Consider the following 25,546-nt stretch of genomic DNA (forward strand, 5'->3'; position numbering starts at 1 on the left):
ACCTCGGTTGCCGAACACGCGCAATTGTTCCGAACTGCCTTGTTTTCAGCACGATTTTGGCAGCATCTCAGCGGTGCTGGGGGCGCTGCTATCCGCTATCGGGGGGCCGGCGGTGCCAAGATCTATCATCGCTCTATTTGTCGTTGCCTTGCTGCCGCTGGGCGGCTGCATGCAGACCACGCTTTCGCCGTCGACCGACGCGAGCATGACGCCGCGCGACAAGCAGTTGCTCGCGCATACGCCCTATGCGCAGGCGAACGTGCCCGAGCAATATCTTCGTCACATCGTCGATTACCAGCGCAAGGAGCAGCCAGGTACCATCCTCGTCGATACCGACGCCCGCTATCTCTATTTCGTGCTGCCTGACGGCAAGGCAATCCGCTACGGCGTTGCGGTCGGCGAGGAGGCCATGGCGTTTTCCGGTGTTGCGCGGGTCGGACGTCTGGCGGAGTGGCCGGACTGGGTTCCGACGGCCGATATCCAGGCGCGGCTGGGACCTTATCCGGCGCGCGTTCCGGGCGGCCCGGCCAACCCGCTGGGCGCGCGGGGCATCTATCTCTATGTCGGCAACAAGGACACGCTGTACCGCATCCACGGCACCAACCAGCCCGAATATATCGGGCAGGCGATCTCGTCCGGCTGCATCCGGATGCGCAACGAGGACGTGATCGATCTCTACGACCGGGTGAAGCTCAATTCGATGGTCGTGGTGCTTCCGCCCGGACAGAGCGCGCGGGCCGAGGCGGGTGGAAGCTGGCGGGGGTAAGGCGGCGCGCGCACGAGCCGTCCAGCGTCCGGTCTGCGACAATTTTAGCCATTGTTTTGCGCGGTCCCTAACGTCTCGCGCCTAGCGTGCAGCGAGCAAGGGGTTGCTCGCATGTATCTCGTGAAGAATTCGCCGCGCGCGCTGTTCGCCGCGCTGATTCCGCTGGCCATCGTCGAAGCCGTGCTGCTGGTCTTCGCTCTGGCGGGAGGGCAGTGACCGATCCTGTCGGCGTGCCGGCGCCGGATCAGATCCTGGTGTTGTATGCCGGCCGCATGGCGATGAACGCAGCCTTCCTGTTCGCCGGACATGTCGTGCTGCGGCAGTGGACTGTCTCGAGCCGGCTCGCCTACGGCCTGATGGGCGGCGTCATGGCGGCATTGAGCTACGGTATCGCGATCCGCAACCACATTCAGCTGGCGGCGCCCGGCGACGGCACGGTGATGACGATTGGTCTGCTGCCGGCAATCGCGGGAATGATCGGTGGCTTCCTCTACGGCCAGTTCGCCGGCCTCAGTCCGGTTGTGCGCGCAGCCGGGGAGGCTTCCGCTGCCGACGCATCGAGAAAGCCCCCGCCGCTGGCATTCAATGGGCCGGTCCGCGTCCGCACGTCGTTCGCGGGCATCGTTATCGCCGCGCTGATGCCGACGGTGCTTGCAACTCTGCTGCCCTACACGTTGGTGCCGCTGCTGACGAACGGCTTTGGGGACAAGAGCACCGCACATATCTTCGCGGCGGTGATCCCGGCGCAGACCTTCATGGTCATGATGGTGATCTCTGTGATTCCTTCGAGCATCTTCATGCTCTGCGTTCACCACCTCGCGCGCGCCATGAGCCGTCGCAATGCGTGGGAATATGCGGCGATCGGCGGCGGGGCGGCGTTCGGCTGTACGCTGTTGCTCGCCTTTGCGGTGCCGCTGCTTGCCTTTCTCGTGGCGCCGGCAGCATTCTGCGGGGCTGTCATGGGCGCGATCTATCGCCGCTTCGCCGGCCTCGAGCCGATGCCGCTACCGGAAGCCGTGATCGCGACCGATCCGAACACGCTGGTCGATGCCGATCATCCGTCGCGCCACCAGCATGGCGTCATTCTCAGCAATTGATCGCTGGGGACAAGGAAATGAAAGAGATTGCGGCGCTCGGAGCGGGATTGGCAATCGCGGCGGTGGCGGCGCTGTGGTTCGCGACCGGTCCCGTGGTCGTGAATGCCACCATCAAGCCGCTTCAGCCGAGCGCGGATCTGCCGGTCTTCAGGCCCGTTCCGACCGAACTGGCCGGCCCGACCGGGCCCAACAACCGGTGACGATCTCGCCCTAATTTGCGGGCCGGGCGACGCGCCATTGCAGTGTGGTGGCAGTGCCGTTGGCATCGCCCGGCGCCTTGTCCGCGGGCGAGGTGTAAAGCGGGCGATAGCGGTACGCCCACATCCTGCTGCCGTCGTCGCGGCTGATCACGGTGAAGTCGCCGACGGCCTTGGCGTCGGCCGTCGCGGCGAGCGGCACCCAGCTCTCGGTGCACTTGCCGTTGCAGCTCGACGTCTTTCCGGTGGTATCGCGCTCGTACGTGTAAAGCGTCATGCCCTTGAGATCGACGAGCTTGGGACCCTGCTTGGTAATGACCACCTTTGCCGGCGCGGTCGTCGCCTCGGGCTTGGGCGGAGGAGGGGCATCGCCGCCGCCATGGCCGTTTGCGAGCGCAGGAGCGGCTGAGAGCGCGACGGCCGCGGCTGCGATGAGACACCTGAACATCCGAAACCCCCGAACGACAAAGTTAATCGCGCGTTAAGCGCAGAATGTTGCCGACCGTAGCAGCCGAAGGTTAGTTCCTGGTTTCGCAGTCCTGCGACAATTACGGACAAAGATACCGGTTCATGCCTGACTTTCGCGCAGCGGAGCGCGGCTGAGATCGTTGCCGGCGGCAATCGCCTTGCGCAGCAGCCGCATCAACTCCTCGCCCTCTTTCGCGCTGAGGCCGCGGAGCATGATCCGCTGGGCGGACTCCACGGCCGGCGTGATCCTGCGCAGCGTGCGCCGACCCTCGTCGGTGATCTCGAGTTCACGGGCGCGGCGGTCGCGGCTGGAGGCGCGGCGCTCTGCGAGACCCTTCTGCACGAGGCGATCGATCACACCGGTGATGGTGGTGCGGTCATAGGCGATCAAGCCTGCGAGCGTGACCTGGTCGAGTCCCGGATTGGCCTTGATGGTCGCGAGCGCGGCGTATTGCACCGGCGTCAGGTCGAAGCCGGCATCTTCGACCTCGGCCAGAAACACGGCGACCGCGATCTGCTGGAAGCGGCGCGCCAGATGCCCGGGCATGTCGTTGGGGTCGCTCACCGAATTCTCCTTCGCGGCAGAGAGGCGCGGAATATTGACAAGTATACTGATAGTCAGCATACTGATCAATATCCAAGAAGACGTTAGCGGGAGAGGTGCTCATGCAATTCCATCTCAATGGATTTCAGCCGGGCGATCCGGAGATCGCCGATCCTGCCGAGCGCGTTCAGGCGTCGGGTGCGCGAGGTGCCGTGCCGCGCGAGGTTGACGTCCTCATCGTCGGTTGCGGTCCTGCAGGCCTCACGCTGGCGGCGCAACTGGCGCAATTTCCCGACATCAAGACCTGCATCGTCGAGCAGAAGCCGGACCGTCTGCTGGTCGGGCAGGCCGACGGCATCGCCTGCCGCACCATGGAGATGTTCCACGCTTACGGGTTCAGCGAACGGGTGCTGAAGGAAGCCTACTGGGTCAACGAGACGACGTTCTGGAAGCCGGACGAGCGGCGGCCGGAGACGATCATCCGCAGCGGCCGGGTGCAGGACGTCGAGGACGGCCTGTCGGAATTCCCGCATGTCATCCTCAACCAGGCGCGCATCCATGACGGCTTTCTCGACGTCATGCGCAAGTCGCCGGCCAAGCTCGAGCCCCATTACAGCCGCCGCCTGCTCGATCTCGAGGTCGATCCCGCCGCGGGGCCTGATGGGCACGCCGTGACCGTTCGCCTCGAGCGCGTCGATGCCGGCGGCGAGGGCAAGGTCGAGACGGTCAAGGCGCGCTATGTGGTTGGCTGCGACGGCGCCCGCAGCACGGTACGCAAATCGATCGGCCGTGAGCTGCACGGCGATTCCGCCAACCACGCCTGGGGCGTCATGGACGTGCTGGCCGTGACCGATTTTCCGGACATCCGCTTCAAGTCGTTGATCCAGTCGGCGAAGGACGGCAGCCTGCTGATCATTCCCCGGGAAGGCGGCTACATGGTTCGCATCTATGTCGAGCTCGCCAAGCTCGATGTCGGCGAGCGCGTCGCCAATCGCAACATCACGGCTGATGACGTGATTGCGAAAGCGCAGCGGATCCTGAAGCCGCATACGCTGGACGTGAAGGAGATCGCCTGGTGGTCGGTTTACGAGATCGGCCAGCGCCTGACCGACAAGTTCGACGACGTGCCGGACGCGGAGATCGCAACGCGCCTGCCGCGGATCTTCATCGCCGGCGATGCCTGCCATACCCACAGCCCGAAGGCGGGGCAGGGCATGAACGTCTCGATGCAGGACGCCTTCAACCTCGGCTGGAAGCTCGCCGCGGTGCTGCGGAAGCAGGTTGCACCGAGTCTGTTGCATTCCTACTCGGCGGAGCGCCAAGCGGTTGCCAAGGAGCTGATCGACTTCGACCGCGAATGGGCCGGAATTCTCGCCTCCGCCGCCAAGGCCGGCGGCGCCGATGCCGCCAGGACGCAGGACTATTTCGTCCGGCACGGCCGCTACACCGCGGGCATGGCGACGCATTATACGCCGTCGATCCTCACCGGAGCGGGCTCGCATCAGCACCTCGCAGAAGGCCTCGTCATCGGCAAGCGCTTCCATTCGGCGCCCGTGATCCGGCTTGCGGACGCAAAGCCGGTGCATCTCGGGCATGCGGCGCAGGCCGACGGACGTTTTCGGATCTACGCGTTTTGTCCTGGCGAGAATCCTGCAGCGCCAGACTCGGGCATTCGTCGCTTGTGCAATTTTCTCGCCGAGTCCCGGGAATCGCCGATCCGCCGATACACGTCCAGAAACTCGGACATCGACAGCGTGATCGATCTGCGCGCGGTGTTTCAGCAGGATCATCGTGAGCTTGCGCTCGAGGCCATGCCGCCCATGTTGCTCCCGAGCAAAGGCCGCTACGGCCTGTACGACTACGAGAAGATGTTCTGTCCGGATATCAAGAGCGGCCACGACGTCTTTACGATGCGCGGCATCGATCGGAGGGCGGGCTGCATGGTTGTGGTGCGGCCCGACCAATATGTCGCAAGCGTGCTGCCGCTCGATGACTTTGCCGGTCTTGCGTCCTACTTCGATGCATTCATGTTGCGGATCGAATGACGGTCCGGCAGAGCATCTGACGCGTTGCGCCGATGAACGGCGGATGAATATTGAACTGCGCGCAGTGTGCGTTCAGTCTTTTGACGGATGAGACCCTTCTGTGCGGAACGCCCGTTCTGCTGGCGCGTTCCGATTCGAATGAGGAGGAACACATCATGAAATTCAAGAGCGTTATGATTGCCGCCTTGCTGCTCGCTCCAACAGCGGCGATGGCCGCGCCGGGCATCGTCACCGTCTCGACCGGTCTGCGCGCCGGGCCGGGGCCGGGTTTTCCGCTCGTCGACCGGGTCCCCGAGGGCGCTCGCGTCAATATCCATGGCTGCCTGCGCGGCAATGCCTGGTGCGACGTCAGCTTCTCCGACGATCGCGGTTGGGTGTCGTCGCAATATCTCGAATATCTCTATCGCAATCACTACGTCTATCTGCCCGACTACGTCGACGAGATCGACGTGCCGGTGGTTCCGTTCGTGCTGACATCGTACTGGTCGAGCTATTATGCGGGCCGGCCATGGTATCACCGCCACGCCTACTGGAATGGGTACTGGACCTCGCACCAGCGCGTCGCGACGCGGATGACGATCGACCCGCGTGCCGCCCGCATCGGTCGCGCGGCAACGCGCGATGCTGTGGTTGCTCTGGAACGAGAAGGCGTGCGGGGCAAAGGCGCCACCGCGATCTCCGGACGTAACGCTGCGAACTCACGGCCCGATGCGGCGATCGCGAAACGCGACGCAGCGATCGCCAAACGCGACGCAGCGATCGCGAAGGGCGACGCCGGGATCGCGGCGCGCGACGCTGCAAAACGCGATGCTGGCGTTGCGGTCGACCGGACCCGCGCCGGACGGAGCGAGCGCATCGCGCATGAGCGGAGCAATGTGCAGATGCGCAATCCGCGCGATGCCCAGGCACGCATGATGCACGAACGGCAAGCGAGCCCCGCCGGGATGCATGCCCGGCCGATGGCGCGTGCGCATGAAGCGCCGCGTGTGTCCGCCGCGCCGGCCGCGCGGCCCGCGATGCCGCATGTCGCGCAGCCGAATGTGAGTCGGGGTTCGCCGATGAATGCTCACGCGCAGATGCCGGCGCCGCGTGCGGCAGCACCTGCAATGCCGCACCCCGGCGGCGGTGGCGCTCCTCACATCAACGCGGCGCCGCGCGGCGGCGGTGCACCGGCCGGCGGCCCCGGGCAAAAGCACTGAAGTCGTCAAGAGCTGTCGCATCGTTCGAAAAGCCCGGCCCCTCGTGCCGGGCTTTTCTCTGTCATGAACAGGTCGAGAAAATTTAAGTCAGTTCTTCGCGGGCAGATTTCATCGATCGTAACATGTCTACCCAAAGCTGTAAGCATCCACTCGGGGCAGCGGGGCACGGGAGGATGACATGAGACAGAGCCAGGCGGAGACGCGCCGCCAGAACGTCGCGAAGCGTTCGATGACGAAGGAGGCCAAGCAGCTGGCCAGCCTGATTGCCGGATTGCGCGAATCCCTCGACGGGATCCTCAAGGAACGGACGAGTGCCAAGCTCACCGGCGCCGAGATGGGTCTGCTCGATGAGCGCCGTAACAACCTGCTGCTCACCATCGCAGCCCTCGACGACCGCCTCTCGGCGGTGCAGGGGCTGATTGATCTCGGTCGTCCCCACATCATCCGCGTGCATTAGCCGAGTCCGGACGTGGACGATCGGTCCCTCGCCGATGTGATGGTCCGGGTCCCCGGCGGCCGATCCAGCATGACATGAAAACGGTTCGGGCCGTCGCAGGCAGCAGGCCTGCGGCTGGTGGAATCGCGGTTCCGCGGGCGCGCCGATGCCGGCCGCGGGCGCCATGCTTTGCGGATGGCACCAAATTGCCACGCTCCCGGCGAATTGCCGCCAAAGCCCGCTGCCACGAGGAGGCCGGGTGCAGGGCGACGCAAGGGGATGCGAATTGGCCTACAAGATGATCGCAGAACGCGACAATGCGAAGTACAGTTTCGCCCGCGAGAGCCGGCTGCTCATCGTGGCGAAGGCGAGGGTGTGGGCGAGCGAAGGGTGGCAGGTCGTGATCACCGATCAGGACGGCAAGGCGTATGCGCCGCCCGAATTCGATCAACTGTCGGCCGCCTGACCGCCGGACCGGGCGAAGGGAACGACGTTTGACATTGCTGTTTCGACCGGGGCGCGACCGGACCGTGCCCGTGATGGGTCTTGCGGCCGCCGCCATATTGACGGCGACGGTTGCCGCCGCTCAAAATCTCGACGCCGGCAAGCCGCCTGCGAAGCTCTTCGCTGACGGCTGCGCGACTTGCCATCGCAGTCCGCGGGGGCTCGCCAAAGGGCGCTTCAGCCTGGCACTGTCCTGGTTCCTGAAGGACCATTACGCGACCAGCTCCGACTCGGCCAAGGTTCTCGCCGCCTATCTGGAGGCGGCCGACGAGCCGCCACCGGGTGCCGCGGCCAAGCCCGCCAAGAAACCCGCGCGATCCGCACTGCGTCCACCCAAGCCGGCGCAGAGCCAGCAGCCGCCTGCTTCCCGCTAACTGCGCCGATAGGTCTGCGCGAGCAGCCGTGCGTGCACGGCCCGCAGCTCGGCGCTCATGCGCGTCTGTCCCGTCGTGACATAGGATAGCCACGCGCCGTCGGCGGCCAGACGCACGATTTGCAGATCCGGCGCGCCGTCGGTCTGGCGATGACGCTTCAGGCGCGTCTTGATCCAGTCGTTCCAGAGCTTGCGCAGCGGCGGATCGGTCACGACGACCATGCTCAACGCCGCCCATGGGGTCGCGAAGCCGAAGGCCTTGCCGGTGAACACCGCATTCACATAAGCCCGCGTGAAGCTGCCGCGTGGCTTCGGATCGGCTTCGACGGCGGCGTCAATCTCGGCATCGACACGGGCGAGGAGATCGGCAAACAGGCCTTCGATCAGCGCTTGCTTGCTGCCGAAATGGTGAAACAGCCCGCCTTTGGTGACGCCGGCCGCCTCGGCGACCGCCTGCACCGTGACGCCGGCGACGCCGTGGTCCATCGCGATCGCCGCGGCATGGTCGAGCAGGGCGCGCCGGACCTGCTCGGGCTGCTTGGCGCGGGTGTAGCGGTTTTCCGGCATCAATGCGCCGTGGTCTGCGAGAACAGGTTGATGATCACGACCCCCGAGACGATCAGAGCGATTCCGACGAAGGCTGCGGCGTCCAGCATCTGGCGGAACAGCACGAAGGAGACGGTGGCGGTCAGGATGATGCCGACCCCGCCCCAGATCGCATAGGCGATGCTCAAGGGGATGACGCGGATCGCGACCGACAGCGCGTAGAACGAGGCGATGTAGAACAGCACCATGGCCAGCGTCGGCCAGGGCCGCGTGAACTGCGCGGATTGCTGCAGGAAGGCCGACGCCGTGACCTCGAGAATGATGGCGAGGGCGAGCGCTGCATAGGCATTGAAGGTGGAGGTCATGGTCAGCTCGGGGCGAAATAAAGATACCGCGCGGTAGGTATGTTTATCACGCGGCTCTCGGCTTTGGCCCGCAGCAGGTATCACATCTGAGTGACGAGCCTGCGACATGGCTGAAAACGGGCGTGGGGCCGCCGCGTAATCGCGCCGCGGCTCCAGCCAGTCGTGGCGGCTCGATCGCTGTCAGTCGATCCGTACGGAGAGCTCGACGTCTTCGGCGAAGGGCGTCGACATGTAGCCGCTGCCAGCCTTGCGAACCCGCGCCAGATAGTCCGGGCTGTCGTCGGCATTGTCGGCGACGATGATCGCGCCAGTCCCGAGATGGCCTTCGAGCAGATCGAGGATCTCCGGGTAGAGCGCCTTGGCGCCGTCGAGCAGCACGAGATCAATCGCGTGGGGCAGCTCGGCGCTGAGCGTCTTCAGCGCGTCGCCTTCACGGATCTCGACGAGATCGATCAAGCCGCCGGCGATGAGGTTCTTTCGCGCTCGAGCCGCCTTTGACGGCTCGAACTCGCTGGTGATGAGGTGGCCGCCGCCATTGTCGCGCAAGCCTGCGGCAAGGTGGAGCGTCGAGATGCCGAACGATGTGCCGAACTCGACGATCGTCCGGGCGCGCGAGCTGCGCGTCAGCATGTAGAGCAGCGTTCCCGTCTCGCGCGAGACCGCGAGTGGGACGTCCTTCAGGCGCCCGTACAGGTCATGGTAGTCGGTCTTGCTTCGCATCATCCGCGCCCGGTCTGCGTCGGACAAGTCGGCGACGGCGGCTCGCATTGCACCGCTTGCTGCCTCGGCCTCGTCGAACAGGCGATTCAGCAGCGGCGCAAGCGATGTGATCGTCGAGGTGGTCATGCGATATCTCCGGAAGGTGGAACGGAAGGGGGCTTGCGTGCGGATGGAAATACGACTAATTCGTCGCATTTCCTATTCGCATTGCCGGAGAGTGCGGTGGCGGAGCGTCGAAGCCGTTCAATTTCCTCGCGAAAACAGCCGCAACAGGTTCGCTCCAACGAGCTTGTGGCGGCCATTCTCGATGCCGCTGTTCAGGTTCTGGCGAGGGAGGGCGCGCAGCGCTTCACCACGGCGCGGGTGGCGGAGCGGGCCGGAGTGAGCGTCGGGTCGCTCTATCAATATTTTCCCAACAAGGCCGCGATCCTGTTCCGTCTCCAGAGCGACGAGTGGCGACGAACCAGCGAGCTGTTGCGCGATATCCTCGCGGATCGGAGCAAGCCGCCACTTGTGCGGTTGCGTGCGCTGGTCCACGCCTTCATCCGCTCCGAGTGCGAGGAGGCCGCAATCCGCATTGCGCTGAGCGATGCCGCGCCGCTCTATCGTGACGCCCCCGAGGCGCAGGAGGCGCGGGCGGCCGGCGAGGAGATCATCGCGGCGTTCATGCGGGAGGCGCTGCCCAAAACGCCGAATGCGACGCGCGTGCTTGCCGGCGAGCTGATCAAGACGACGTTGAGCGAGATCGGCAAGCGGTTTTCGGAAGCACCGCGCAGCGAGGCCGAGATCGCGCGGCACGCTGGCGGCCTGGCCGACATGTTCCGTGCTTATCTCGGAGAGTTGGCGCGACGCTGACGTGCGGGTGCTGCATGACTTCGGCTGAAAGTGCCGCGCTATGATCGCTGCGCTTGCGTCGCGGCGCGATTGTCCTTACGGACCTCTTTCATGCTCGTCATCTCCATTCAAAGCCAGGTGATCCACGGCCATGTTGGCAACAGCGCGGCCGCCTATGCCATCCAGGCGGAGGGCGTGAACGTTGCGGCGGTGCCGACGACGCTGCTGTCCAACCACCCGCGCTATCCGAGCCTTCGCGGACGGGTGCTGGAGACCGAGCTCGTCGCCGATCTCCTGAAGGGGGTGGAGGAGCGCGGCCTCGTCGACGAGGCGGCCGTGCTCGTGACCGGCTATCTCGGTTCACCCGGCAACGCCGTCGTGATCGCCGATTTCGTCGAGCGGGCGCTCACGCGGAATGCGAAGCTCGTCTATCTCTGCGATCCCGTGATCGGTGATGACGGCCGCGTTTACGTGGCGGACGGCATTTTGGACGTGGTCCGGCATCGGCTGCTGCCGGCCGCGAACCTGACGACGCCGAACCAGTTCGAACTCGAGCTGCTCTCGGGCCTCACGATCGCCGACGCGCAGGGCCTGCGCGCGGCGTGTGCGGCGCTGGCGGCGACCGGCCGCATCGATGTCATCGCCACCGGCTGCACGCTCGCTGATACGGCGGCGGGGCAGGTGGAGACGATCCTGTGCGCCAACGGGCGATTGTCGCGCTTTGCGACGCCCCGTCTGCCGATCCGCCCTTACGGCACCGGCGATCTCCTCACCGGCCTGATCGCGGCCCATTTGGCCAAGGGCGAGCCGACCGAGGCTGCAGTGCGGCTTGCGGTCGAGACGATCTTTGCGGTGCTGGTGCGCACACAGGACGCCGGCACTGCCGAGATGCGGCTCGTGCCGCTGCCGACGCCGGGCCGCGCGCCATAACGGTCTCAGGTCGCGCGCTTGCCGGCCGATTGCGCCGATTTCTGCGGCTTGGCGGGACCCTTCTGCTCGCGCGCGACCTGGGCCTTTGGCGGCTTTGCATGGGCCGCGGCGCGCGCCACCTTCTTTGACTTCACGCTCGCGACTTGCTTGCCGTCGCCGGTGCCCCGACGCGAGATGTATTCGGGGCCGTCGACCGGACCGACATGCGGCGGATCGCGGCCGAGATAGGGCCGGCCGATGCCGTAGGCCTTGCCATTGGCGTCGACCCACTTCCACAGGATTTCGGTCGAGACCCAGCGCTGCGCGCGGTTGCTTCCTTGCGTGCTGACGATGTCGGCCGCCATGCCGTGACCATAGCCGCCGCGCGAGCTGCCGCCATGATAGGAACGGTCGGAAGCGGCTTTCAGGCCGCTCGCGATCGACTGGCGATAATCGTCGCGGAATGCGCTGGTGATGCCGGGCGAGAGGCCGGCGGCTTCCGCGGCGAGCAGCGTGCGGAACAGCTTCAGCTTGAAGCTCTTGTCCATGCCGCCGATGACGTAATCCATCATCGACATGTTGGCGTGCTCGGCCGCCTTCGGATCCTTCCAGCCGAAATCCTCATCGACCAGCTTGGTGAAGCTGCGCATCACCGTGACCGTCTTGCCCTTGCGCTTGACGGTGACGGCGCGGCGCTCCTGAACCTTGATCGAGTCTTCCTTTGCGGTGCGCTGATAGAGCGCCCACAGATAGCGATCAACGCAGGCATCCATGACGAAGCATTCGTCGAGCACGGCGACGGTGTCGGCTGGCGGGGATGCCTTGCTCACAGGCGTGACGGGACCACTTGCGATTGCCGCGGAGGACAGCTCGTCCGTCGTCACGATCTCGGTGGGATCGGCGGACGCCAGCTTGACGGGTTCCGGGGCCGCGACAGGAGCAGCATCGCTGACGGCGGGCTCCGGTTCAGGCGACATCCGCGGTGCGGGCGGTGCCTCCACCGGCAGGATCAGCGCCGGATCGGCCGAGGCGAACTTGGCGGCTGGGGCGGGCGTCTCGGGCGCGGCTTCAGCGATCGTCGGGGCCGGTGCTGCTGCGACGGCAGCTGCAATGTCGGCGGTCAAGGCGATGCCGTCCTCGATCGTCGCAGCGCGCGGCACGTCGGCGAGGTCGAGCCGGCCGAGATCCTTGGCGCGCGCGATCGCCGCCGCATTGGCACCGCTATTCTCGATGAGGGCCGGAGCATAAGCGGAGAGGGAAAGCGCCAGCCAGCCGGCGAGCACGGCCGACGGGCAAGCGACCGCTACCAGAAGAGACCGCCGATCGTTCATGATCCCTGCCTCCGAACGGTTCTGCCCGAACCCGTCTTGTCCGGACAGTCATGATGCAAACAGTCTGACGAAAACAGTCTTGCACGGAAAGGCACGCAGTGCGTCGATTGTTCGGAGGACCATGTGGCAGCGCAATGGCGCAGATCGGTGGAGGCAGGCTTTTCGCAGCGGTGTTGCCGAGCGGCAACGCAAGTTCCATCACGGCTGGGCCGCGATGCTCTACGCAACTTTGTTGCGTGGATGAGGAGGAAGGCGTGTCTCCCAAGCGTTGTGCTGCCGCCTTCCGGGTGCCTGGCACCGTCTGTGAAGACTTCATGTCGTCGCCGACGTGATTCGGCCAAGGCCTTGTACGCATTAAACATATCGCCATGCACCGCACGCGCTATTGCAATGCAACAAAGCATGTCGCAATGCAGCAAATCAGGCCTAGATATGCTCCGACTCTTCCATCCAGGAGCATCACCAATGAACAAGAAGACTCTGTCGATCGCCGCCACCGTCCTGACGATCGCGGGCAGCACCGCGGCTTTCGCCGCTGAACTGCCGACTTACGAGACCAATGGATTTCCGGTCTCGCCGCTGCAGGTTCGCGTCCTCGGCGCCGCGCATGTCGAGCAGCAGGCCGCTGCACCGACCACCGTTGCCTCGGTCCACCAGACCAACGTGCTGAGTTCCCGCAAGGTGAAGACCGCTACCGTCGGCGTGGCCCGCTGAGCTGATATTGCGCGTAGCAGGTGGGTTCCGCGGAGAGGCGGGATCCACCGCTCCACACGACGTTCTCGAAGTGGATGCTGCCCGCATCTCGCGCGTGCAGGAATTGCAGTAACTGCTTCGTGCGCCAACGCGCACCGTGCAATGTCTCGGCACGATGAATTGACATCGGCGCGCTGATTGAGACTCCGGCAGCGAACAAGTTCGCGTGAATGTGCCGGTTATGTATCCCCGTTCATAACGGGCGCCTTCCCATTAACGCTTGATTTGCAGGCCGCATTGCTTGATGCGGCTGCCGCGTCATCGTGGCCAATTTTTTGAACTCATAATGGAGAGGCCATCATGCCCGTTGCGCAGAAAGCCGTTGTTGCCCCCGCGTCGTCGCGTGCGTTCATCATCAAGCAAGCCGCTCTGTTTGCGGCTGCTGCGCTGTTCGTGTTCGTGCTCAGCCTGACCTACGGTCTCGATCTCAGTCCCGGCTTTTTCTGAGCGATCGTCGGCAGCGCGCTGAGTTCTCCGCGCGCGGACTGCGCGCAGGCTTGACGGCGAGCGGCCGTAGAGCTCGGCAAAGGCGGCGTTGAACCTGCGCAAGCTGCCGAAGCCGGCCTGAAACGCGATGTCGGTCATGCTGTCGTCGCCGGCATCGAGCAGGCGCTTGGCGCGCTGGACGCGCAGCGTCTTGGCGAGCTGTCGAGGCGTTGCGCCGACGTGGCGCGCGAACAGGCGTGCCAGATGACGCGAGGAGATGCCGAGCCGCATCGCCAGATCAACCACCGAGCCTTCGTCGAGCGCGCCGTCATCGATCAGCTTCATGGCCCGCGCCACCGTGGAGCGCGTGCCGTTCCAGGCCGGGCAGAACGGCGCAGTCTCGGGACGGCAGCGCAGGCAGGGCCGGAAGCCGGCGACCTCGGCCGCCGCAGCGGTCGGATAATAGGCGACGTTGCGCGTCAGCGGCTGCTTGGCCGGACAGACCGGGCGGCAATAGATGCCGGTGGTCTTCACCGCCGTGAAGAAGCGGCCGTCATAGCGGGGATCGCGGCGCAGGCGCGCGGCGTTGCAGACATCGAAGCTCAGCATGTCCGGATCATAGCGCATGAGGGCGGGCGCGGAAGGGCCGCGGGATGACCGAGTCCGATTGTGGCGAGCTGCAAGGCGCATCGCGGCCTAGAACGCGGCGCTTGCTGCAAACCGGAGAGCAATCGTGTCCAGCCCGAGAGAGATTGTCCTGAACGCCTGGAAGACCTTTTCGTCGCGCGATGCGATGCGCATCGCGGCATTGTTCACGGACGACGCCGAATGGATCGCGCCGAAGGGCAACGCCACCGCCGTTGCGCTCGGTCACACCGACCACATGACGGGACCGCACGAGATCGCGCGCTTCATCGCGCAGGAGATGCACAAGATGTTCTCGAACGTCGATATCGCGTTCCGCGGCGTGTATGCCGACGGCGATGTCGTGATCGTGGAGGAGCGGATGCGCGCGACATTGCCCGGCGGCGAGCCGTACGAGAACGACTATTGCTTCGTGTTCACGGTGGCGGGCGACCGGATCCGGCAAGTGCGGGAATACATGGATACGCGCAAGGGATGGCGGATGGTGTTCGAAAAGGGGACGTGACGAACGGCGCCTGCGAGATCACGCTTGCGTGCCAGCCCTGCGGCTGCGTGGGTTGAGGCGATCGACGCGCTGACGTAAGGCTTGATTCATGGATCAGCGGACGAGCGGCGCTGACGCTCTTTCTCAGAAGAACGATGCAGCGCCGGCACTGCTCGGCGTGGTCTGCGGCCTTGCTGCGGCGCTGTTCTGGGCGCTCGGCTTTGCCGGCACCCGGCATGGGCTCAAGGTCGGATTCACGCCGGTCGATCTGCTGGTGCACCGCTATGTCTGGTCGGGGATCGCGTTCCTGCCGCTGGTGCTGCGCGCCGGCGTCAAGGATCTCTGCGGCATCGGCTGGGGCAGGGGCCTTGTGCTGATGGTGCTCGGCGGCCCCGTGATGTCGCTGATCTCCTACACCGGATTCCTGTTCGTGCCGCTCGGCCATGGCAGCGTGATCCAGCCCTCCTGTGCCACGCTCGGCGGCCTCCTGCTCGCAGCGATTGTCCTGAAGGAGCACATCTCCGCCTCGCGGCTGATCGGCGCCCTCGTCATCGTCGGCGGCCTCGGCGTGATCGGCGCGGAATCGATCGGCCATATCGGTGCCGAGGGCGTGCAGGGCGATCTGATCTTCGTGCTGACGGGATTGATGTTCGCCGGCTTCGGTGCAGCTCTGCGGCACTGGCGCGTCTCGGCGGTCTCGGCCGCGTTGGTCATCAACGTGCTGTCGCTGCTGCTGTTGCCGGCCTACATCGCGATTGTCGGGCTCGCCCATGTTGCGGCGATCGGCGTCACCGAGAACGCCATCCAGGCGCTGGCGCAGGGCGTGCTCGCCGGTCCGGCCGCGCTCTATCTGTTCGCGGTCTCGGTGCAGCGCCTCGGCGTTGCCCGCGCCGCCGTGTTTCCGGCCTGCGTGCCGGCGCTGACGCTGATCACCGGCTGGCTGCTGCTTGGCGAGGCGCCGACGATGTTGCAGACCGCGGGCCTCGTGACGGTGCTGTGCGGGTTCTATCTGGCGCAGCGGCAGCGCTGATCTCTGCGCGGCAAAACAAGAAGGCCGCCCCAGGAGGCGGCCGCTCAAGTCTCAAGACGTGATGCAATCGAACAGGTAACCCTGCAAGCCAGCCCCGGGTTGAGGAAATCGATACGCGCTACAAACGCCAGCCCCGGCACGTCGAAGCTTACACCGATTTTTCGGCGGGTTAAGAGGGATTGTGCGTTCCAAAGCTGGAACCGGCGTTAGCCTTACCGCGGGAGGCCGGGCCACCCTGTCCGCGCGCTCAAGCCTTCCGCACGAACTCCGACTTCAAGTTCATCGCGCCGATGCCGTCGATCTTGCAGGCGATGTTGTGGCCGTCGCTGGCGTCCTGGAGGCGGATGTTGCGCACCTTTGTGCCGCCCTTCACGACCGAGGAGGAGCCCTTGATCTTGAGATCCTTGATCACGATGACGCTGTCGCCGTCGGTGAGTGCATTGCCGTTGGCATCGCGCACGCCGGCATCCTGTGCGGCGTCCGCGGCCGCCTCCGCTGTGCCGCTCCATTCATGGCCGCATTCCGGGCAGACCCAGAGATTGCGGTCCTGATAGGCGTGCTCGGAGTTGCAGGCGGGGCATTTCATCGCGTCAGTCATGGCAGGTCTCATCAAGCGCTTCGTTCGCGGCGGACCGTAGGGACCGGAACCAGGAAAGCAAGGGAAAGCTGCGGAAGCCGGGAAGGGGATCAGTCGAAGGTGCGATATCACCGAAACGGCGCGAGGAAGTTCGCGGCTGTCCGGCCCGGGCGCGCTCTTGAGGCAAATCAACCTCGGTCGCTCCGCCCGTCCTAGGCTTCGCGTGTCGGCGAGGCAATGGCGGAGACTGGCGATGTCCCACAGCGTTCGAATCTATCTCGGCCTCGCCGTCCTTGCAGCGCTGTCGGTGCTGTTTCTGCTCAGCGTCGTCCACACCGCCGCAGGCGCTCCAAGGTCCGGCCCGCGCGCGGTCGCCGAAGGGCATCGCCTCGCGCAGGCGTGGTGCCAGACCTGTCATGCCGTCGAGCCGCGCACGGCCGGATTCTTCGACGAAGCCCCGAGCTTCCAGGCCATCGCCGATCGCAGCGGCACCACCGCGCTGGCGCTCACGGTGTTTTGGCGGACCAGCCACCAGAACATGCCGAACCTCGTGATCGCGCCGGAGCAGGCGGAGGTGCTGTCGGCCTATATCCTGAGCCTGCGCGGCAAATGAGGGCGGTCCCCTTTTTTGCGAAAACAACCCCATGCACAGTAGAGATGTCTCTGAAAAGGCTCACCATTTCTGGTAAGCCGAACTGAATTTGCAGCGTCGGGCAAAACAGGGGCATGATTCCAGTGTGCGGCTTGCCCGGCGAGGAGGCGGTTGCTGCGTAATCCGGATCGAGCCAACGGGTCGGCGCGAAGCGCCGCCCGATGACAGGCTCCCGCCAAATCCGGGGCAGACCATGCGGCAACAACCTGGATTGCGCTGCGCTCCATCCGGGCTACGCTGCGCTCGAAATCGCAGACGAGCCAGCCATGTCCTTCCTCCTCAACATCGATGTCCCCAACGTGGCACAGGCCACGCGCTTTTACACCGCCGCCTTCGGCCTCACCGTCGGCCGCCGCTTCGGCACCGATTTCGTCGAGCTGCTGGGCTGGCCGGCGCCGGTCTATCTCCTGACCAAGCAGGCCGGCACGGTCGGGGCCGGCGGCGACCACCGCCGCTACGCGCGGCACTGGACGCCGCTGCATGTCGACGTCGTCGTCGAGGATGTCGATGCCGCCGTCGCATGCGCGCTGCGCGCCGGCGCGATCCTGGAGGCGCCCGCGCGCGATGCGCCGTATGGCCGGATCGCGATGCTGGCCGATCCGTTCGGGCACGGATTCTGTCTGCTGGCGTTCAGCGAAAAAGGATACGATGCGCTGCTGGCAAGTTCGTAGCCCGGATGGAGCCAACGGGTCGGCGCGAAGCGCCGCCCGATGACAGGCTCCAGCGTAATCCGGGACGTCCCCCTCGGACAGAAGACCCCGGATTGCGCTGCGCTTCATCCAGGCTACGATCGCCAGCTGACAGGGAAGCTCCATCGGGACGACATGCCGGCAAAGCCGAAACGGAAGCTGAAGACCTACCAGACCTCGCTCGGCTTCTTCGACCAGGCGGTGGCCGCGCCCTCGATGAAGGCGGCGCTCGAGGCCTGGGGCGCGAGCTCCAATCTGTTCCATCAGGGCGCCGCGACGGAGACGGACGATCCCGACATCGTCGCGGCGACACTGAAAAAGCCCGGCGTTGTGCTCAGGCGCCCGGTGGGCTCGAACGGCCCGTTCACGGAGAGCGCGGAGCTGCCGACCGATCTCGGCGAGGGTGAGAGCAAGGCCAGAGGCAAGACCAGGAGCAAGATACGGCCGGCCAAGGCCGCCAAGACACCATCCGGCAAGACCGACGCTCAGGCCGCCCGCAAGGCCGCCGCGGCATTCGAGAAGGAGGAGCGGCGGCGCGAGGCTGCGCGTGCCAAAGAGGAGGCCGCCCGCGCCAGGGCGCGCGCGCGTCGCGACAAGGCCGTCGTCGCGGCCGAGGCGGCAATGGACAAAGCGAGGCGGCAGCACGAGGCGAAGGCCGAGGAGATCGAAGCCGCGCGCGCCGTGCTCGACGACCGCGCCGAGGCCGAGCAGGCCCGCTGGGACAAGCAACGGGCGAAGCTCGAACAGGCCCTGCGCCGCGCGCGCGCGTAGGGCGAAGGCCCGAGATGTCACCGGCCACTCCCGCCGCAGCGGAGCAGGTTTTGCCTTGCGCTCCACCGCGCTTGATTTCTAACCAAGGTTGTGGTCGGCTTGACACGTAATCGAACCATTTCACCACAGATCATTTTTGGAGCACCTCATGAGACATGTCCGCGCTTGTTGCTATTTGGTCGCTGCGATCGCTTGCCATTCCACGGCCGCCTATGCCCAGAGTCCTCTAGTCCAAACGAGTGTATGGCCCGGGTACCCCGGCTCGATTTTGATTGCTCCGCAACAAGGCAATTTCTTCGCTCCGGCTCTCTATAGATCCGTTGATGACAGGGACAGCCTTCGGCATCCCATTGGGGTCTCTCAAATCTGTCAGCGAGATTTGGAAGCGCTTCAAGCTAGAAAGACAGTGTCGAGGAGCAAGCCGGTTACAGTCGCTGGATTCGAAAACCAATCGACGCGCATCATCGGCGGGAAAGTGAACGTCGATGCGAAGGTTGTCGAGGTAAGCTTGAACGCTGACTACGATCAGATCGTCACGCTCAGCACAGGAGCTGCGCAAGTCTACGAGTCGGATGACGACAATATCTCCAAGACAGTGCTTCGAAATGTCGGGCGAGACTGCCGGAAGGTTATTGCGGATCACCTTAAGCAACGCCGCTGGGTCTTCGTCGCGGCAAAGGCAATTCAAGCCTACGACTACGACGCAACGTTCGAGCGTGTGGCGAGCGCTTCTGCCGCCGCAAAATGCACATTGCTCAGCTGGTGCCGGTGGGTGAAAGGCGAAGGCGAACTAAAAGGAAAGATCACAGACAAGACTCATGGAGCGGCCTCCAAGACATTCGTGACCATAGCGTTGGTACCTGCCGAAGTTGAGGTCGGTAGACAATCGATTGAAATGGCCGACCTTCAGACGCTGGTACCCGAGCGAGAGGTCCGTCGGTTCGCTCGCAGGTCTCGGACCGCCGAGTTGTCGTCGATGCGGGATGGCAGGTTTGCGGTCGCCACGGCGCGGCGCTGAGGACGCAGCCCGGATGTGGTTCGCTCATCCGGGCAAGCTTGCCGGTAAGTTCACCATAGCCAACCTTTCGAGCCTCGGGAGCAATTCCTTTACCATGGCCGCGACTGCTGGTTGAACCCGGTCCAAGCTTAGCTGCGAGGAAAAAATTCTGCAGTAGTCTTGCTCGAATTCTTCGGCCGCGTCCGGCTGCGACGCCGCCGCAGGCTTTTTTGGGAGCCGTCATGAACGAGCATCGCGCCGCTATCAGGCATGAAACCTTGCGCACCGGAATCGTCGAATTCGACAACGGGGCGGGCAGCACCGTCAGCGTGCCCTGCACGATCCGCGATGTCTCCGGCACCGGCGCGCGGCTGCAGCTGAGCAGCTCGGCATGGGTCGCCGACGCCTTCACGCTGGTGTTCTCGAACGGCCTGCGCAAGAGCTGCCGCGTTGCCTGGCGCAAGGAGCGGCTGATCGGCGCTTCGTTCGCCGACGGCTATGCCAGCCTGACCGAGCAGGCCGCGATGATGACCGCGGACGAGCAGGCCCGGCACCGCCTCGGCATCGGCGCGCGCATCAGGGCCGCCCGCCAGACGCGCGGCTACACGGAAAGCCAGCTCGCCGAGCGCCTGGCCGTCACGCCGGCCTTCTTGGGCCAGGCCGAGCAGGGCGAGGTGGACATTCCGCTGTATCAGCTGATGCACATCGCCGAACTCCTGATGGTCGGCCTCGACGGGCTCGTGGCGGGCCCGGCGCCGGAAGAGGTCGACGCGGCGTAGGGCTTCGTTTGCCGCGCGTCACGCTCGCTGAAATGCTGGAGCGCACGCCTCGTCCTTCGAGACGACCGCTTCGCGGTCTCCTCAGGATGAGGCTCTGTGGGATCGTCGTCTTCTGAAGCCGTTGCCGCGCATTCCGCCCTCATCCTGAGGAGCGCGCTCAAAAGCGGGCGTCTCGAAGGATGGCCGCAGAGAGAATCTCGCGCGAAATTTGCTTGCCTTGCCCGGCATCCTTTTGCACTCTTCGCGCGAAGGAGATCACACATGACAAGAACAACCGCCGCCTTCGCGCTCGGAACCGCCCTGGTGCTGTGCAGCCTTGCAACATCAGGAGTGGAAGCGAAGACGCGCAAAGCCGTCGTCGTTCGCGCGCCGCAAGAGCGGCTCATCGTCACCGCGCCGGTGCTGCGGCCGACGCCGTGGGATTACAACGTCGTTCCGCGCTATCGCTATCGCCCGGAGGACGACAAGGTCGATCCCTACGGCCCGCCGCTGGTGCCGTCCTATGTCCGCTACGAGGGTTGGCGCTGGCCGTATTGGTGGTAGGCCGCGACAATTCACCAATTCGTAGGATGGGTAGAGCGAAGCGAAACCCATCAATAGCCGTTGCGGAAGGATGGGTTTCGCAAGGGCTCTACCCATCCTACGATCCGCCTCGTTACAGCCTCGCTGGCGCGCCTTTGCCCACCCTACGGCACTGCGCTTTCCTGGTACCTGGGGTCGGTCGCACGTACGTCTGAAAAGCCTAGCATTCTCAACGGCGTATCCAGTCGCGGGCAACGGCAATCAACAATCGGACCGAGGCGCCGGTTGGGGCTTTCGCCGAATGGCACCATATTGCTGGAATGCTGAAAGGTGCGTTTGAGAACTTGACCGCAGCCGTGACGACCATCAACACGCCGATGCCTGAGCGCATTGACGAAGGTACTCTGCTGGCATGCCTGAAGGGCAAGATTTCCGAGCGAAAATGGCGCGTGTACGTGCAGGCGTTGTTCGTCGAGGTCGATGTATCCGTCATCCACAATCTCGTCGTTGACCGTATCGTGACGTTCGACGAGTTATTGAAGGCCATCGACGCCTGGCAGGTCACGGAGTCCGAGAATGAAAGATGGGTCAGGGAGATGGCTTCCTTCGAGGTGGGAAGATCTCCTGCAGAAGGCGCTGGTCGCGCTCGATAGTCTGGAGGGCGGCGCCGGGCCGTGGACGTTCGGCGGCGGTACCGCGCTGGCACAGATCCTCGATCATCGCATCAGCTACGACGTCGATATTTTCCTGGATTCGAGCAACGACCTGAAGAACCTCGCGCCAAATGCGAACCCGATGACGAAGTCGCTGTGCGATAGTTGGCAATGATTTGTGCTTGATGCATATCGCTTCGCTCCATCCATGCTACGCGCTCTTCAACCGCTCCGCCATGCGCTCGGCGATGGCGACCGTGGTCAGGTGCGTATTTGCGCGCGGCACTTCCGGCATGATCGAGGCATCGATCACGCGCAGGCCCGTGCAGCCGATCACCCGGCAGTCGGGATCGACGACGGAACGCGGATCGTTGATTGCGCCCATGCGGCAGGTGCCGCTGGCGTGCTGGGCATCGCTGCACTCGGCGAACAGCCAGTCATCCAGCTCGGCATCGCTGAACGGCTCGGCCATGGAGCGGCCGCTGCTGCCGTAGTCGACGCGGGATGCGATCTCGGTCACGGCCGGTTGCAGGCAGATGTCTCGCAGGCGGCGGACGCCGTCGCGCATGCGTTCGAGGTCGCGCGGATCGGACAGCATGCGTTCCTCGACCGCAGGGTCGACCTCCGGGTCGGTCGTGGTGATGCGGACGTGGCCTTGGCTGAAGGCCTGATATACCGATACGGCGATGCGTCCCAGCGAGACCACGGCCAGCGCCTGCGGCGTGCGGGCGAGATTGCCTGCGATCATGATCATGTCGTTGTCGCCGGCGCCCGCCAAGCCGGACGAATAACGCAGGCAGCAATTGGTGTGCCGGTGCATCAGCGTCGAGACCTGGCGGTCGTCGCGCAGGTGCAGGAGCGCATTGACGATCGGATGGTCCAGCAGGTTCTCACCGACCGGCAGGTCGGCGCGGACCGGAATGCCGAGCCGCTCCAGCAGCGCGGCTGGGCCGATGCCGGAGCGTTGCAGGATGGCCGGCGAATGGATCGCGCCGGCGCAGAGGATCACCTCGCGCGCGGCGCGGGGCGTATAGGACTGGCCGCTGACGCGAACGCGCACGCCGCTGGCGTGCAGCCGGTTGCCCTCGAACACGATGGTGTCGACCAGCGCGTTGCCGACGATGGTGAGGTTGGCGCGGCCGCGCACCGGCTCCAGATAGCCGTCATTGGTGGAGATGCGCAGGCCCGCTTCGCTGTTGATCGCGTAGGGCGAGACGCCGGTGCCTTCGGGCGCATTGTGGTCCTCGCACCAGCCATAGCCGAGCGCGAGCGCCGACGACCGCAGCGCCCGGTCGACATTGCCCCAATCCGGGATCGGCGCGCGATAGACCGGGATCGGCCCGCGGTCGCCATGATAGTGCGCCTCAGGGAAATTCTTGTCGGTCTCGAGCTTGCAGAAGAACGGCAGCATCTCGTCCCAGGACCAGCCGGTGCAGCCGGCCTCTGCCCAGCGGTCGAGATCGTCGGGGACGGCGCGGATCGCGATCTGGCCGTTGATGGTCGAACTGCCGCCCATCGCCCGGCCGCGCCACAGCAGCAGCGGCTCCTGCCGCTCGGTGCGCCGCGCGAGCAGCTTCGGCCAGCGGAAGTCGTCGTCGCCGATGGCGCGCATCGGGTTCGGGATGCGGATATGCTCCGGTGTGGTCGCGGTGCGCAAATCCTGCCCGGCTTCCAGCAGCAGCACGCGATGCGCGGGGTCTTCGCTGAGCCGCGCAGCCAGCGTCGCCCCGGCGGAACCGCCGCCGATGATGATGGTGTCGTAGTCCTGCTCAAGTATTTGCGCTTGCTCCCATGTGCTTCGCTTCACCTCGTGCTACGGCGCGATCGGTCGTGGCCGATCTGGCGCGATCCAGCCCGGAGGCAGCGGTTCGCTGTAGCCGTCGGCTTTGGGAAAGCCCGAGCCGGATACGAATTGTCCAGTCGGTCCCTTGAAGCCGAGAATGTACCAGACCTCGACGAGATATCCGGCGGTTCGGTCGCGGTCCTCCGTCGCGAGCCAAAACACCTGCTTCATGCCTTTGCCGATCAATCGCGAGACGTCGCGCGCGTGAACGGGACCGTCAGGCTGCGCGAGAACGGCGTCGATGACATCATCGACAGCGCCCGTGGCCCGCACGCGGTCTTCGGGTGTCTCGGCGCCGGTGTAACCCAACGGTGGAAACTGATGAGGCTGAAATTTGGCTTCGGCGCGCAGCCGCTCCAGAACGCTGCGCTTCTCCGGCGTGAGCTGCACGACCTCGCTCGAGGGGGCGGGAAAGAGCTGGCTGTATTTCCAATAAAGAAAGCCGCCGAATGCGATCACGCAGAAGATGAGGGCGCTGACGAAGATCAAGAGGTATTTCATTGAGACCGAGGCGAAAACGCGTTCCGTTTATCCATTTGGCGGGCACGGCATGGACGGCGAGGTTAACACATTGGTGATGTCTTTGCGGTCATTTTCGCGACCTCAGTCAGCGAGGAGACACCATGTCCGACATCACCATTCCCGGCGGCAAGATCCGTTCCTTCGTCGAGCGGATCGAGAACCTCGACACGGAGATGCAGGAGTTGAGCGAGCAGAAGAAGGAAGTCTTCGCGGAAGCCAAGGGCGACGGTTTCGACGTGAAGATTCTCAAGGAGATCATCAAGCTGCGCAAGGAAGACAAGAACGAGCGCGACGAGCGCGAAAGCCTGCTCGACCTCTACATGCGCGCGATGGAGACGGCCTCGCCGGAGCAGGCGAAGGCGGCGTGAGAGGATTGGGTAGTCTTTGAGGAGATATGGCCGCGATCCCGGCGATTGCGGCCGTCACGCGGTGACAATTGCCCAAGGGGAAGCGCAGCAGAACCCACCGTCATTCCGGGGCGCGCCCGCTTGGGCGCGAGCCCGGAATCCATCGGGCGGCACGACACGAGGCGCAATGGATTCCGGGCTCGCGCTTCGCGCGCCCCGGAATGACGGCGCCGGCCCTCAATAGCGGCTGCCGCTGCCCTTCTGCTGCGTGATCCAGTCCGACAGTGATTTCGGTTTCGCCTTCACCATCCGGACGGGCGATGTCTTCGGATTGTCGCGCAAGCCTTTCGTCGAGCCTGCGCGCGGCGCTTGCGTTGCGTTGTCTCTCGAGGCCGCCGTCGATGCCTCCGCGGCCTCCTTCTCCAGGCGCAACTGTTTCAATCGCGCCATCTTGATGCGCTCGGCCTCGACTTCCGGCCGCTCGGCGAGCAGCGGCTTGGGTTGAGCAAGCTCGGCCGGAACCAGGACACCAAGAATGGTCGTCTCGCCGAGCGCCTTGCAGGCCTCCAGCCGATGCAGTCCCTCGACCAGAACGACGCGGTCCCCATCGAGCCGAACGGAAATCGGGGCCTGTTGTCCGATGTCCAGCATGCTTTCCGCGATCTCCGCGACGGTCTCGGGCTTGAGGGTCTTCTTCAATTTTGTGGGAACGAAGATTGTCTCGACCGGGAAGCTTTCCGGCTTGGGCATAAGGTGACTCCGCTTCTACCGGGCCCGCCGGAACGCATGCCGGCGGTGTCTGGAGTTTAGGGGTGAACAGGTCGACCGCAAAGGCAATTTCGGCGGCGGGGCGTGAGGAACGAAATGCGAAAGCGTTCGATTGATAGGCATCACCACACACTCACAGGAGACACGGATGGAACTGTCCGGAAAAAAGATCGCGATTCTGGCCACCAATGGCTTCGAGCAATCGGAACTCGAAGTGCCGCGTGACACGCTCAAGGCGGCCGGTGCGACCGTAGAGATCATTTCGCTGCAGCCGGGCGAGATCAAGGGCTGGGACGAGAAGGACTGGGGCCGCCCCGTCAAGGTCGACAAGACCCTCGACCAGGCCGCGGCCGCCGACTATGACGCGCTCGTGCTGCCCGGCGGGCAGATCAACCCCGACCTGCTGCGCGTCGAGCCCAAGGCGCTTCAATTCATCAAGAGCGTCTTCGATGCCAAGAAGGTCGTCGCCGCGGTCTGCCATGCGCCCTGGCTGCTGGTCGAGACGGGGATCGCGAAGGGCCGCCGGATGACGTCGTACAAATCGATCAAGACCGACGTCGCCAATGCCGGGGCGAAGTGGGAGGATTCGGAGGTCGTCGTCGACCAGGGCGTCATCACCTCGCGCAACCCCGGTGACCTCAAGGCGTTCAGCGCGAAGATCATCGAAGAGGTGAAGGAAGGGCGCCACATGCAGCGCAGCAGCGCGGCTTAGCCATGATTGCGGTGACGGTGCACCATCCAGCCGCGGTCGTGG

The 25,546-nt window shown here is 64.9% G+C and carries 33 protein-coding genes and 1 pseudogene; 23 read left to right on the forward strand and 11 right to left on the reverse strand.

All coding sequences use genetic code 11. The features are described 5' to 3' along the window. The first annotated feature begins 169 nt into the window (after positions 1–169). The 3 genes from CO669_RS16410 (at position 170) to CO669_RS16420 (ending at position 2,063) form a co-directional block, all read left to right on the forward strand. On the forward strand, positions 170–766 hold the full coding sequence (locus CO669_RS16410; protein ID WP_502694485.1) for a L,D-transpeptidase: 597 nt from the start codon (positions 170–172) through the stop codon (positions 764–766). Positions 767–978: 212 nt separating this feature from the next. Then, the gene (locus CO669_RS16415; protein WP_245444331.1) at positions 979–1,863 is read left to right on the forward strand and encodes a hypothetical protein; all 885 of its coding nucleotides are present in this window, start codon (positions 979–981) and stop codon (positions 1,861–1,863) included. A gap of 17 nt (positions 1,864–1,880) precedes the next feature. Beyond that, a complete protein-coding gene (locus CO669_RS16420; RefSeq protein ID WP_097660839.1) occupies positions 1,881–2,063 on the forward strand; it encodes a hypothetical protein in 183 nt (60 codons plus the stop codon). A 10-nt stretch (positions 2,064–2,073) separates the two neighbouring features. Here the strand turns inward: CO669_RS16420 and CO669_RS16425 are convergent, their stop codons facing one another. Then, positions 2,074–2,508, reverse strand: a complete 435-nt coding sequence (locus tag CO669_RS16425; RefSeq protein ID WP_097660840.1) for a COG4315 family predicted lipoprotein — start codon at positions 2,506–2,508, stop codon at positions 2,074–2,076. Positions 2,509–2,628: 120 nt separating this feature from the next. Next, positions 2,629–3,093 carry a MarR family winged helix-turn-helix transcriptional regulator gene (locus tag CO669_RS16430; RefSeq protein ID WP_097660970.1) on the reverse strand — a complete coding sequence of 155 codons (465 nt, stop codon included), beginning with the start codon at positions 3,091–3,093 and terminating at the stop codon, positions 2,629–2,631. Positions 3,094–3,194: 101 nt separating this feature from the next. Here CO669_RS16430 and CO669_RS16435 point away from each other — a divergent pair, with 101 nt between their 5' ends. The 5 genes from CO669_RS16435 (at position 3,195) to CO669_RS16455 (ending at position 7,630) form a co-directional block, all read left to right on the forward strand. Beyond that, positions 3,195–5,117: an FAD-binding monooxygenase gene (locus CO669_RS16435; protein ID WP_198964056.1), complete on the forward strand. Its 1,923-nt coding sequence runs from the start codon at positions 3,195–3,197 to the stop codon at positions 5,115–5,117. Positions 5,118–5,272: 155 nt separating this feature from the next. Continuing rightward, on the forward strand, positions 5,273–6,316 hold the full coding sequence (locus CO669_RS16440) for an SH3 domain-containing protein (protein WP_097660971.1): 1,044 nt from the start codon (positions 5,273–5,275) through the stop codon (positions 6,314–6,316). Positions 6,317–6,494: 178 nt separating this feature from the next. Further along, positions 6,495–6,773: a hypothetical protein gene (locus tag CO669_RS16445; protein WP_097660842.1), complete on the forward strand. Its 279-nt coding sequence runs from the start codon at positions 6,495–6,497 to the stop codon at positions 6,771–6,773. A gap of 238 nt (positions 6,774–7,011) precedes the next feature. Beyond that, complete coding sequence (locus CO669_RS16450) at positions 7,012–7,218, forward strand: hypothetical protein (RefSeq protein WP_198964057.1); 207 nt, start codon at positions 7,012–7,014, stop codon at positions 7,216–7,218. Between the two features lie 73 nt (positions 7,219–7,291). Next, entirely contained in the window at positions 7,292–7,630 is a 339-nt protein-coding gene (locus CO669_RS16455) for a hypothetical protein (RefSeq protein WP_097660843.1), read from the forward strand. Here the strand turns inward: CO669_RS16455 and CO669_RS16460 are convergent. The 3 genes from CO669_RS16460 to CO669_RS16470 all read right to left on the reverse strand — a co-directional run bounded on the left by CO669_RS16460 (position 7,627) and on the right by CO669_RS16470 (position 9,386). Next, positions 7,627–8,196: a TetR/AcrR family transcriptional regulator gene (locus CO669_RS16460; RefSeq protein ID WP_097660844.1), complete on the reverse strand. Its 570-nt coding sequence runs from the start codon at positions 8,194–8,196 to the stop codon at positions 7,627–7,629. The genes CO669_RS16455 and CO669_RS16460 overlap by 4 nt on opposite strands. Further along, entirely contained in the window at positions 8,196–8,540 is a 345-nt protein-coding gene (locus tag CO669_RS16465) for a DMT family transporter (RefSeq protein WP_097660845.1), read from the reverse strand. The genes CO669_RS16460 and CO669_RS16465 overlap by 1 nt, the downstream gene beginning before the upstream one ends. Before the next feature lie 180 nt (positions 8,541–8,720). Beyond that, positions 8,721–9,386 (reverse strand): O-methyltransferase, encoded by a 666-nt coding sequence (locus CO669_RS16470; protein ID WP_097660846.1) that lies wholly within the window; start codon positions 9,384–9,386, stop codon positions 8,721–8,723. Positions 9,387–9,482: 96 nt separating this feature from the next. Here CO669_RS16470 and CO669_RS16475 point away from each other — a divergent pair, with 96 nt between their 5' ends. Further along, positions 9,483–10,115 carry a TetR/AcrR family transcriptional regulator gene (locus tag CO669_RS16475; RefSeq protein ID WP_097660847.1) on the forward strand — a complete coding sequence of 211 codons (633 nt, stop codon included), beginning with the start codon at positions 9,483–9,485 and terminating at the stop codon, positions 10,113–10,115. Between the two features lie 90 nt (positions 10,116–10,205). Then, on the forward strand, positions 10,206–11,024 hold the full coding sequence (gene pdxY, locus CO669_RS16480; protein ID WP_097660848.1) for a pyridoxal kinase: 819 nt from the start codon (positions 10,206–10,208) through the stop codon (positions 11,022–11,024). 5 nt (positions 11,025–11,029) lie between these two features. Here the strand turns inward: pdxY and CO669_RS16485 are convergent, their stop codons facing one another. After that, a complete protein-coding gene (locus CO669_RS16485) occupies positions 11,030–12,334 on the reverse strand; it encodes a hypothetical protein (RefSeq protein ID WP_097660849.1) in 1,305 nt (434 codons plus the stop codon). Between the two features lie 465 nt (positions 12,335–12,799). Between CO669_RS16485 and CO669_RS16490 the strand changes: the two genes are divergently transcribed. Then, a complete protein-coding gene (locus CO669_RS16490) occupies positions 12,800–13,048 on the forward strand; it encodes a hypothetical protein (protein WP_097660850.1) in 249 nt (82 codons plus the stop codon). A gap of 576 nt (positions 13,049–13,624) precedes the next feature. Here CO669_RS16490 and CO669_RS16495 read toward each other — a convergent pair. Further along, positions 13,625–14,203 (reverse strand): annotated as a pseudogene (locus tag CO669_RS16495) (bifunctional transcriptional activator/DNA repair enzyme AdaA); the annotation flags it as partial. Between the two features lie 43 nt (positions 14,204–14,246). On the opposite strand from CO669_RS16495, the gene CO669_RS16500 reads away from it, so the two are divergent. Together CO669_RS16500 and CO669_RS16505 are read left to right on the forward strand one after the other, a co-directional pair. Further along, positions 14,247–14,663 carry a nuclear transport factor 2 family protein gene (locus CO669_RS16500; RefSeq protein WP_097660851.1) on the forward strand — a complete coding sequence of 139 codons (417 nt, stop codon included), beginning with the start codon at positions 14,247–14,249 and terminating at the stop codon, positions 14,661–14,663. A gap of 88 nt (positions 14,664–14,751) precedes the next feature. Continuing rightward, a complete protein-coding gene (locus tag CO669_RS16505) occupies positions 14,752–15,672 on the forward strand; it encodes a DMT family transporter (RefSeq protein WP_097660852.1) in 921 nt (306 codons plus the stop codon). Positions 15,673–15,919: 247 nt separating this feature from the next. On the opposite strand, the gene CO669_RS16510 is transcribed toward CO669_RS16505, so the two are convergent. Further along, a complete protein-coding gene (locus CO669_RS16510) occupies positions 15,920–16,270 on the reverse strand; it encodes a zinc ribbon domain-containing protein YjdM (protein ID WP_097660853.1) in 351 nt (116 codons plus the stop codon). Positions 16,271–16,502: 232 nt separating this feature from the next. On the opposite strand from CO669_RS16510, the gene CO669_RS16515 reads away from it, so the two are divergent. The 8 genes from CO669_RS16515 (at position 16,503) to CO669_RS35040 (ending at position 21,487) form a co-directional block, all read left to right on the forward strand. Continuing rightward, positions 16,503–16,862, forward strand: coding sequence for a c-type cytochrome (locus tag CO669_RS16515; RefSeq protein WP_198964058.1), 360 nt, complete (start codon positions 16,503–16,505; stop codon positions 16,860–16,862). Positions 16,863–17,167: 305 nt separating this feature from the next. Next, entirely contained in the window at positions 17,168–17,572 is a 405-nt protein-coding gene (locus CO669_RS16520; protein ID WP_097660855.1) for a VOC family protein, read from the forward strand. 153 nt (positions 17,573–17,725) lie between these two features. Further along, positions 17,726–18,361, forward strand: coding sequence for a cell envelope biogenesis protein TolA (locus tag CO669_RS16525; RefSeq protein ID WP_097660856.1), 636 nt, complete (start codon positions 17,726–17,728; stop codon positions 18,359–18,361). A gap of 406 nt (positions 18,362–18,767) precedes the next feature. Further along, positions 18,768–19,379, forward strand: coding sequence for a hypothetical protein (locus tag CO669_RS16530; RefSeq protein ID WP_097660857.1), 612 nt, complete (start codon positions 18,768–18,770; stop codon positions 19,377–19,379). Positions 19,380–19,600: 221 nt separating this feature from the next. Then, positions 19,601–20,137, forward strand: a complete 537-nt coding sequence (locus CO669_RS16535; protein ID WP_097660858.1) for a helix-turn-helix domain-containing protein — start codon at positions 19,601–19,603, stop codon at positions 20,135–20,137. Between the two features lie 261 nt (positions 20,138–20,398). Continuing rightward, positions 20,399–20,680, forward strand: coding sequence for a hypothetical protein (locus tag CO669_RS16540; protein ID WP_097660859.1), 282 nt, complete (start codon positions 20,399–20,401; stop codon positions 20,678–20,680). Between the two features lie 299 nt (positions 20,681–20,979). Then, positions 20,980–21,312 (forward strand): hypothetical protein, encoded by a 333-nt coding sequence (locus CO669_RS35980; protein ID WP_198964071.1) that lies wholly within the window; start codon positions 20,980–20,982, stop codon positions 21,310–21,312. Next, entirely contained in the window at positions 21,236–21,487 is a 252-nt protein-coding gene (locus CO669_RS35040) for a nucleotidyl transferase AbiEii/AbiGii toxin family protein (protein ID WP_143278678.1), read from the forward strand. The genes CO669_RS35980 and CO669_RS35040 overlap by 77 nt, the downstream gene beginning before the upstream one ends. 36 nt (positions 21,488–21,523) lie before the next feature. On the opposite strand, the gene CO669_RS16550 is transcribed toward CO669_RS35040, so the two are convergent. Beyond that, positions 21,524–23,089 (reverse strand): GMC family oxidoreductase, encoded by a 1,566-nt coding sequence (locus CO669_RS16550; protein ID WP_097660973.1) that lies wholly within the window; start codon positions 23,087–23,089, stop codon positions 21,524–21,526. A gap of 36 nt (positions 23,090–23,125) precedes the next feature. Beyond that, positions 23,126–23,644, reverse strand: a complete 519-nt coding sequence (locus CO669_RS16555) for a DUF4844 domain-containing protein (RefSeq protein ID WP_143278679.1) — start codon at positions 23,642–23,644, stop codon at positions 23,126–23,128. Between the two features lie 134 nt (positions 23,645–23,778). Here CO669_RS16555 and CO669_RS16560 point away from each other — a divergent pair, with 134 nt between their 5' ends. Next, positions 23,779–24,045 carry a DUF2312 domain-containing protein gene (locus CO669_RS16560; protein WP_097660861.1) on the forward strand — a complete coding sequence of 89 codons (267 nt, stop codon included), beginning with the start codon at positions 23,779–23,781 and terminating at the stop codon, positions 24,043–24,045. 216 nt (positions 24,046–24,261) lie between these two features. Here CO669_RS16560 and CO669_RS16565 read toward each other — a convergent pair whose 3' ends face one another. Continuing rightward, the gene (locus tag CO669_RS16565) at positions 24,262–24,774 is read right to left on the reverse strand and encodes a ParB N-terminal domain-containing protein (protein ID WP_097660862.1); all 513 of its coding nucleotides are present in this window, start codon (positions 24,772–24,774) and stop codon (positions 24,262–24,264) included. Positions 24,775–24,940: 166 nt separating this feature from the next. Between CO669_RS16565 and CO669_RS16570 the strand changes: the two genes are divergently transcribed. Beyond that, on the forward strand, positions 24,941–25,504 hold the full coding sequence (locus CO669_RS16570; protein ID WP_097660863.1) for a type 1 glutamine amidotransferase domain-containing protein: 564 nt from the start codon (positions 24,941–24,943) through the stop codon (positions 25,502–25,504). Positions 25,505–25,546 lie beyond the last annotated feature (42 nt).

This window comes from Bradyrhizobium sp. Y36 (assembly GCF_002531575.1).
GTDB lineage: Bacteria > Pseudomonadota > Alphaproteobacteria > Rhizobiales > Xanthobacteraceae > Bradyrhizobium.

Coding starts and splice junctions, on each gene's coding strand:
- CO669_RS16470 (WP_097660846.1), bottom strand. CDS start 9,386: ATGACCACCTCGACGATCACATCGCTTGCGCCGCTGCTGAATCGCCTG.
- CO669_RS16435 (WP_198964056.1), top strand. CDS start 3,195: ATGCAATTCCATCTCAATGGATTTCAGCCGGGCGATCCGGAGATCGCC.
- CO669_RS16560 (WP_097660861.1), top strand. CDS start 23,779: ATGTCCGACATCACCATTCCCGGCGGCAAGATCCGTTCCTTCGTCGAG.
- CO669_RS16565 (WP_097660862.1), bottom strand. CDS start 24,774: ATGCCCAAGCCGGAAAGCTTCCCGGTCGAGACAATCTTCGTTCCCACA.
- CO669_RS16440 (WP_097660971.1), top strand. CDS start 5,273: ATGAAATTCAAGAGCGTTATGATTGCCGCCTTGCTGCTCGCTCCAACA.
- CO669_RS16505 (WP_097660852.1), top strand. CDS start 14,752: ATGGATCAGCGGACGAGCGGCGCTGACGCTCTTTCTCAGAAGAACGAT.
- CO669_RS16510 (WP_097660853.1), bottom strand. CDS start 16,270: ATGACTGACGCGATGAAATGCCCCGCCTGCAACTCCGAGCACGCCTAT.
- CO669_RS16570 (WP_097660863.1), top strand. CDS start 24,941: ATGGAACTGTCCGGAAAAAAGATCGCGATTCTGGCCACCAATGGCTTC.
- CO669_RS16515 (WP_198964058.1), top strand. CDS start 16,503: ATGTCCCACAGCGTTCGAATCTATCTCGGCCTCGCCGTCCTTGCAGCG.
- CO669_RS35980 (WP_198964071.1), top strand. CDS start 20,980: ATGCTGAAAGGTGCGTTTGAGAACTTGACCGCAGCCGTGACGACCATC.
- CO669_RS16465 (WP_097660845.1), bottom strand. CDS start 8,540: ATGACCTCCACCTTCAATGCCTATGCAGCGCTCGCCCTCGCCATCATT.
- CO669_RS16535 (WP_097660858.1), top strand. CDS start 19,601: ATGAACGAGCATCGCGCCGCTATCAGGCATGAAACCTTGCGCACCGGA.
- CO669_RS16540 (WP_097660859.1), top strand. CDS start 20,399: ATGACAAGAACAACCGCCGCCTTCGCGCTCGGAACCGCCCTGGTGCTG.
- CO669_RS16490 (WP_097660850.1), top strand. CDS start 12,800: ATGAACAAGAAGACTCTGTCGATCGCCGCCACCGTCCTGACGATCGCG.
- CO669_RS16485 (WP_097660849.1), bottom strand. CDS start 12,334: ATGAACGATCGGCGGTCTCTTCTGGTAGCGGTCGCTTGCCCGTCGGCC.
- CO669_RS35040 (WP_143278678.1), top strand. CDS start 21,236: ATGAAAGATGGGTCAGGGAGATGGCTTCCTTCGAGGTGGGAAGATCTC.
- CO669_RS16410 (WP_502694485.1), top strand. CDS start 170: ATGCAGACCACGCTTTCGCCGTCGACCGACGCGAGCATGACGCCGCGC.
- CO669_RS16455 (WP_097660843.1), top strand. CDS start 7,292: ATGGGTCTTGCGGCCGCCGCCATATTGACGGCGACGGTTGCCGCCGCT.
- CO669_RS16460 (WP_097660844.1), bottom strand. CDS start 8,196: ATGCCGGAAAACCGCTACACCCGCGCCAAGCAGCCCGAGCAGGTCCGG.
- pdxY (WP_097660848.1), top strand. CDS start 10,206: ATGCTCGTCATCTCCATTCAAAGCCAGGTGATCCACGGCCATGTTGGC.
- CO669_RS16420 (WP_097660839.1), top strand. CDS start 1,881: ATGAAAGAGATTGCGGCGCTCGGAGCGGGATTGGCAATCGCGGCGGTG.
- CO669_RS16520 (WP_097660855.1), top strand. CDS start 17,168: ATGTCCTTCCTCCTCAACATCGATGTCCCCAACGTGGCACAGGCCACG.
- CO669_RS16525 (WP_097660856.1), top strand. CDS start 17,726: ATGCCGGCAAAGCCGAAACGGAAGCTGAAGACCTACCAGACCTCGCTC.
- CO669_RS16425 (WP_097660840.1), bottom strand. CDS start 2,508: ATGTTCAGGTGTCTCATCGCAGCCGCGGCCGTCGCGCTCTCAGCCGCT.
- CO669_RS16445 (WP_097660842.1), top strand. CDS start 6,495: ATGAGACAGAGCCAGGCGGAGACGCGCCGCCAGAACGTCGCGAAGCGT.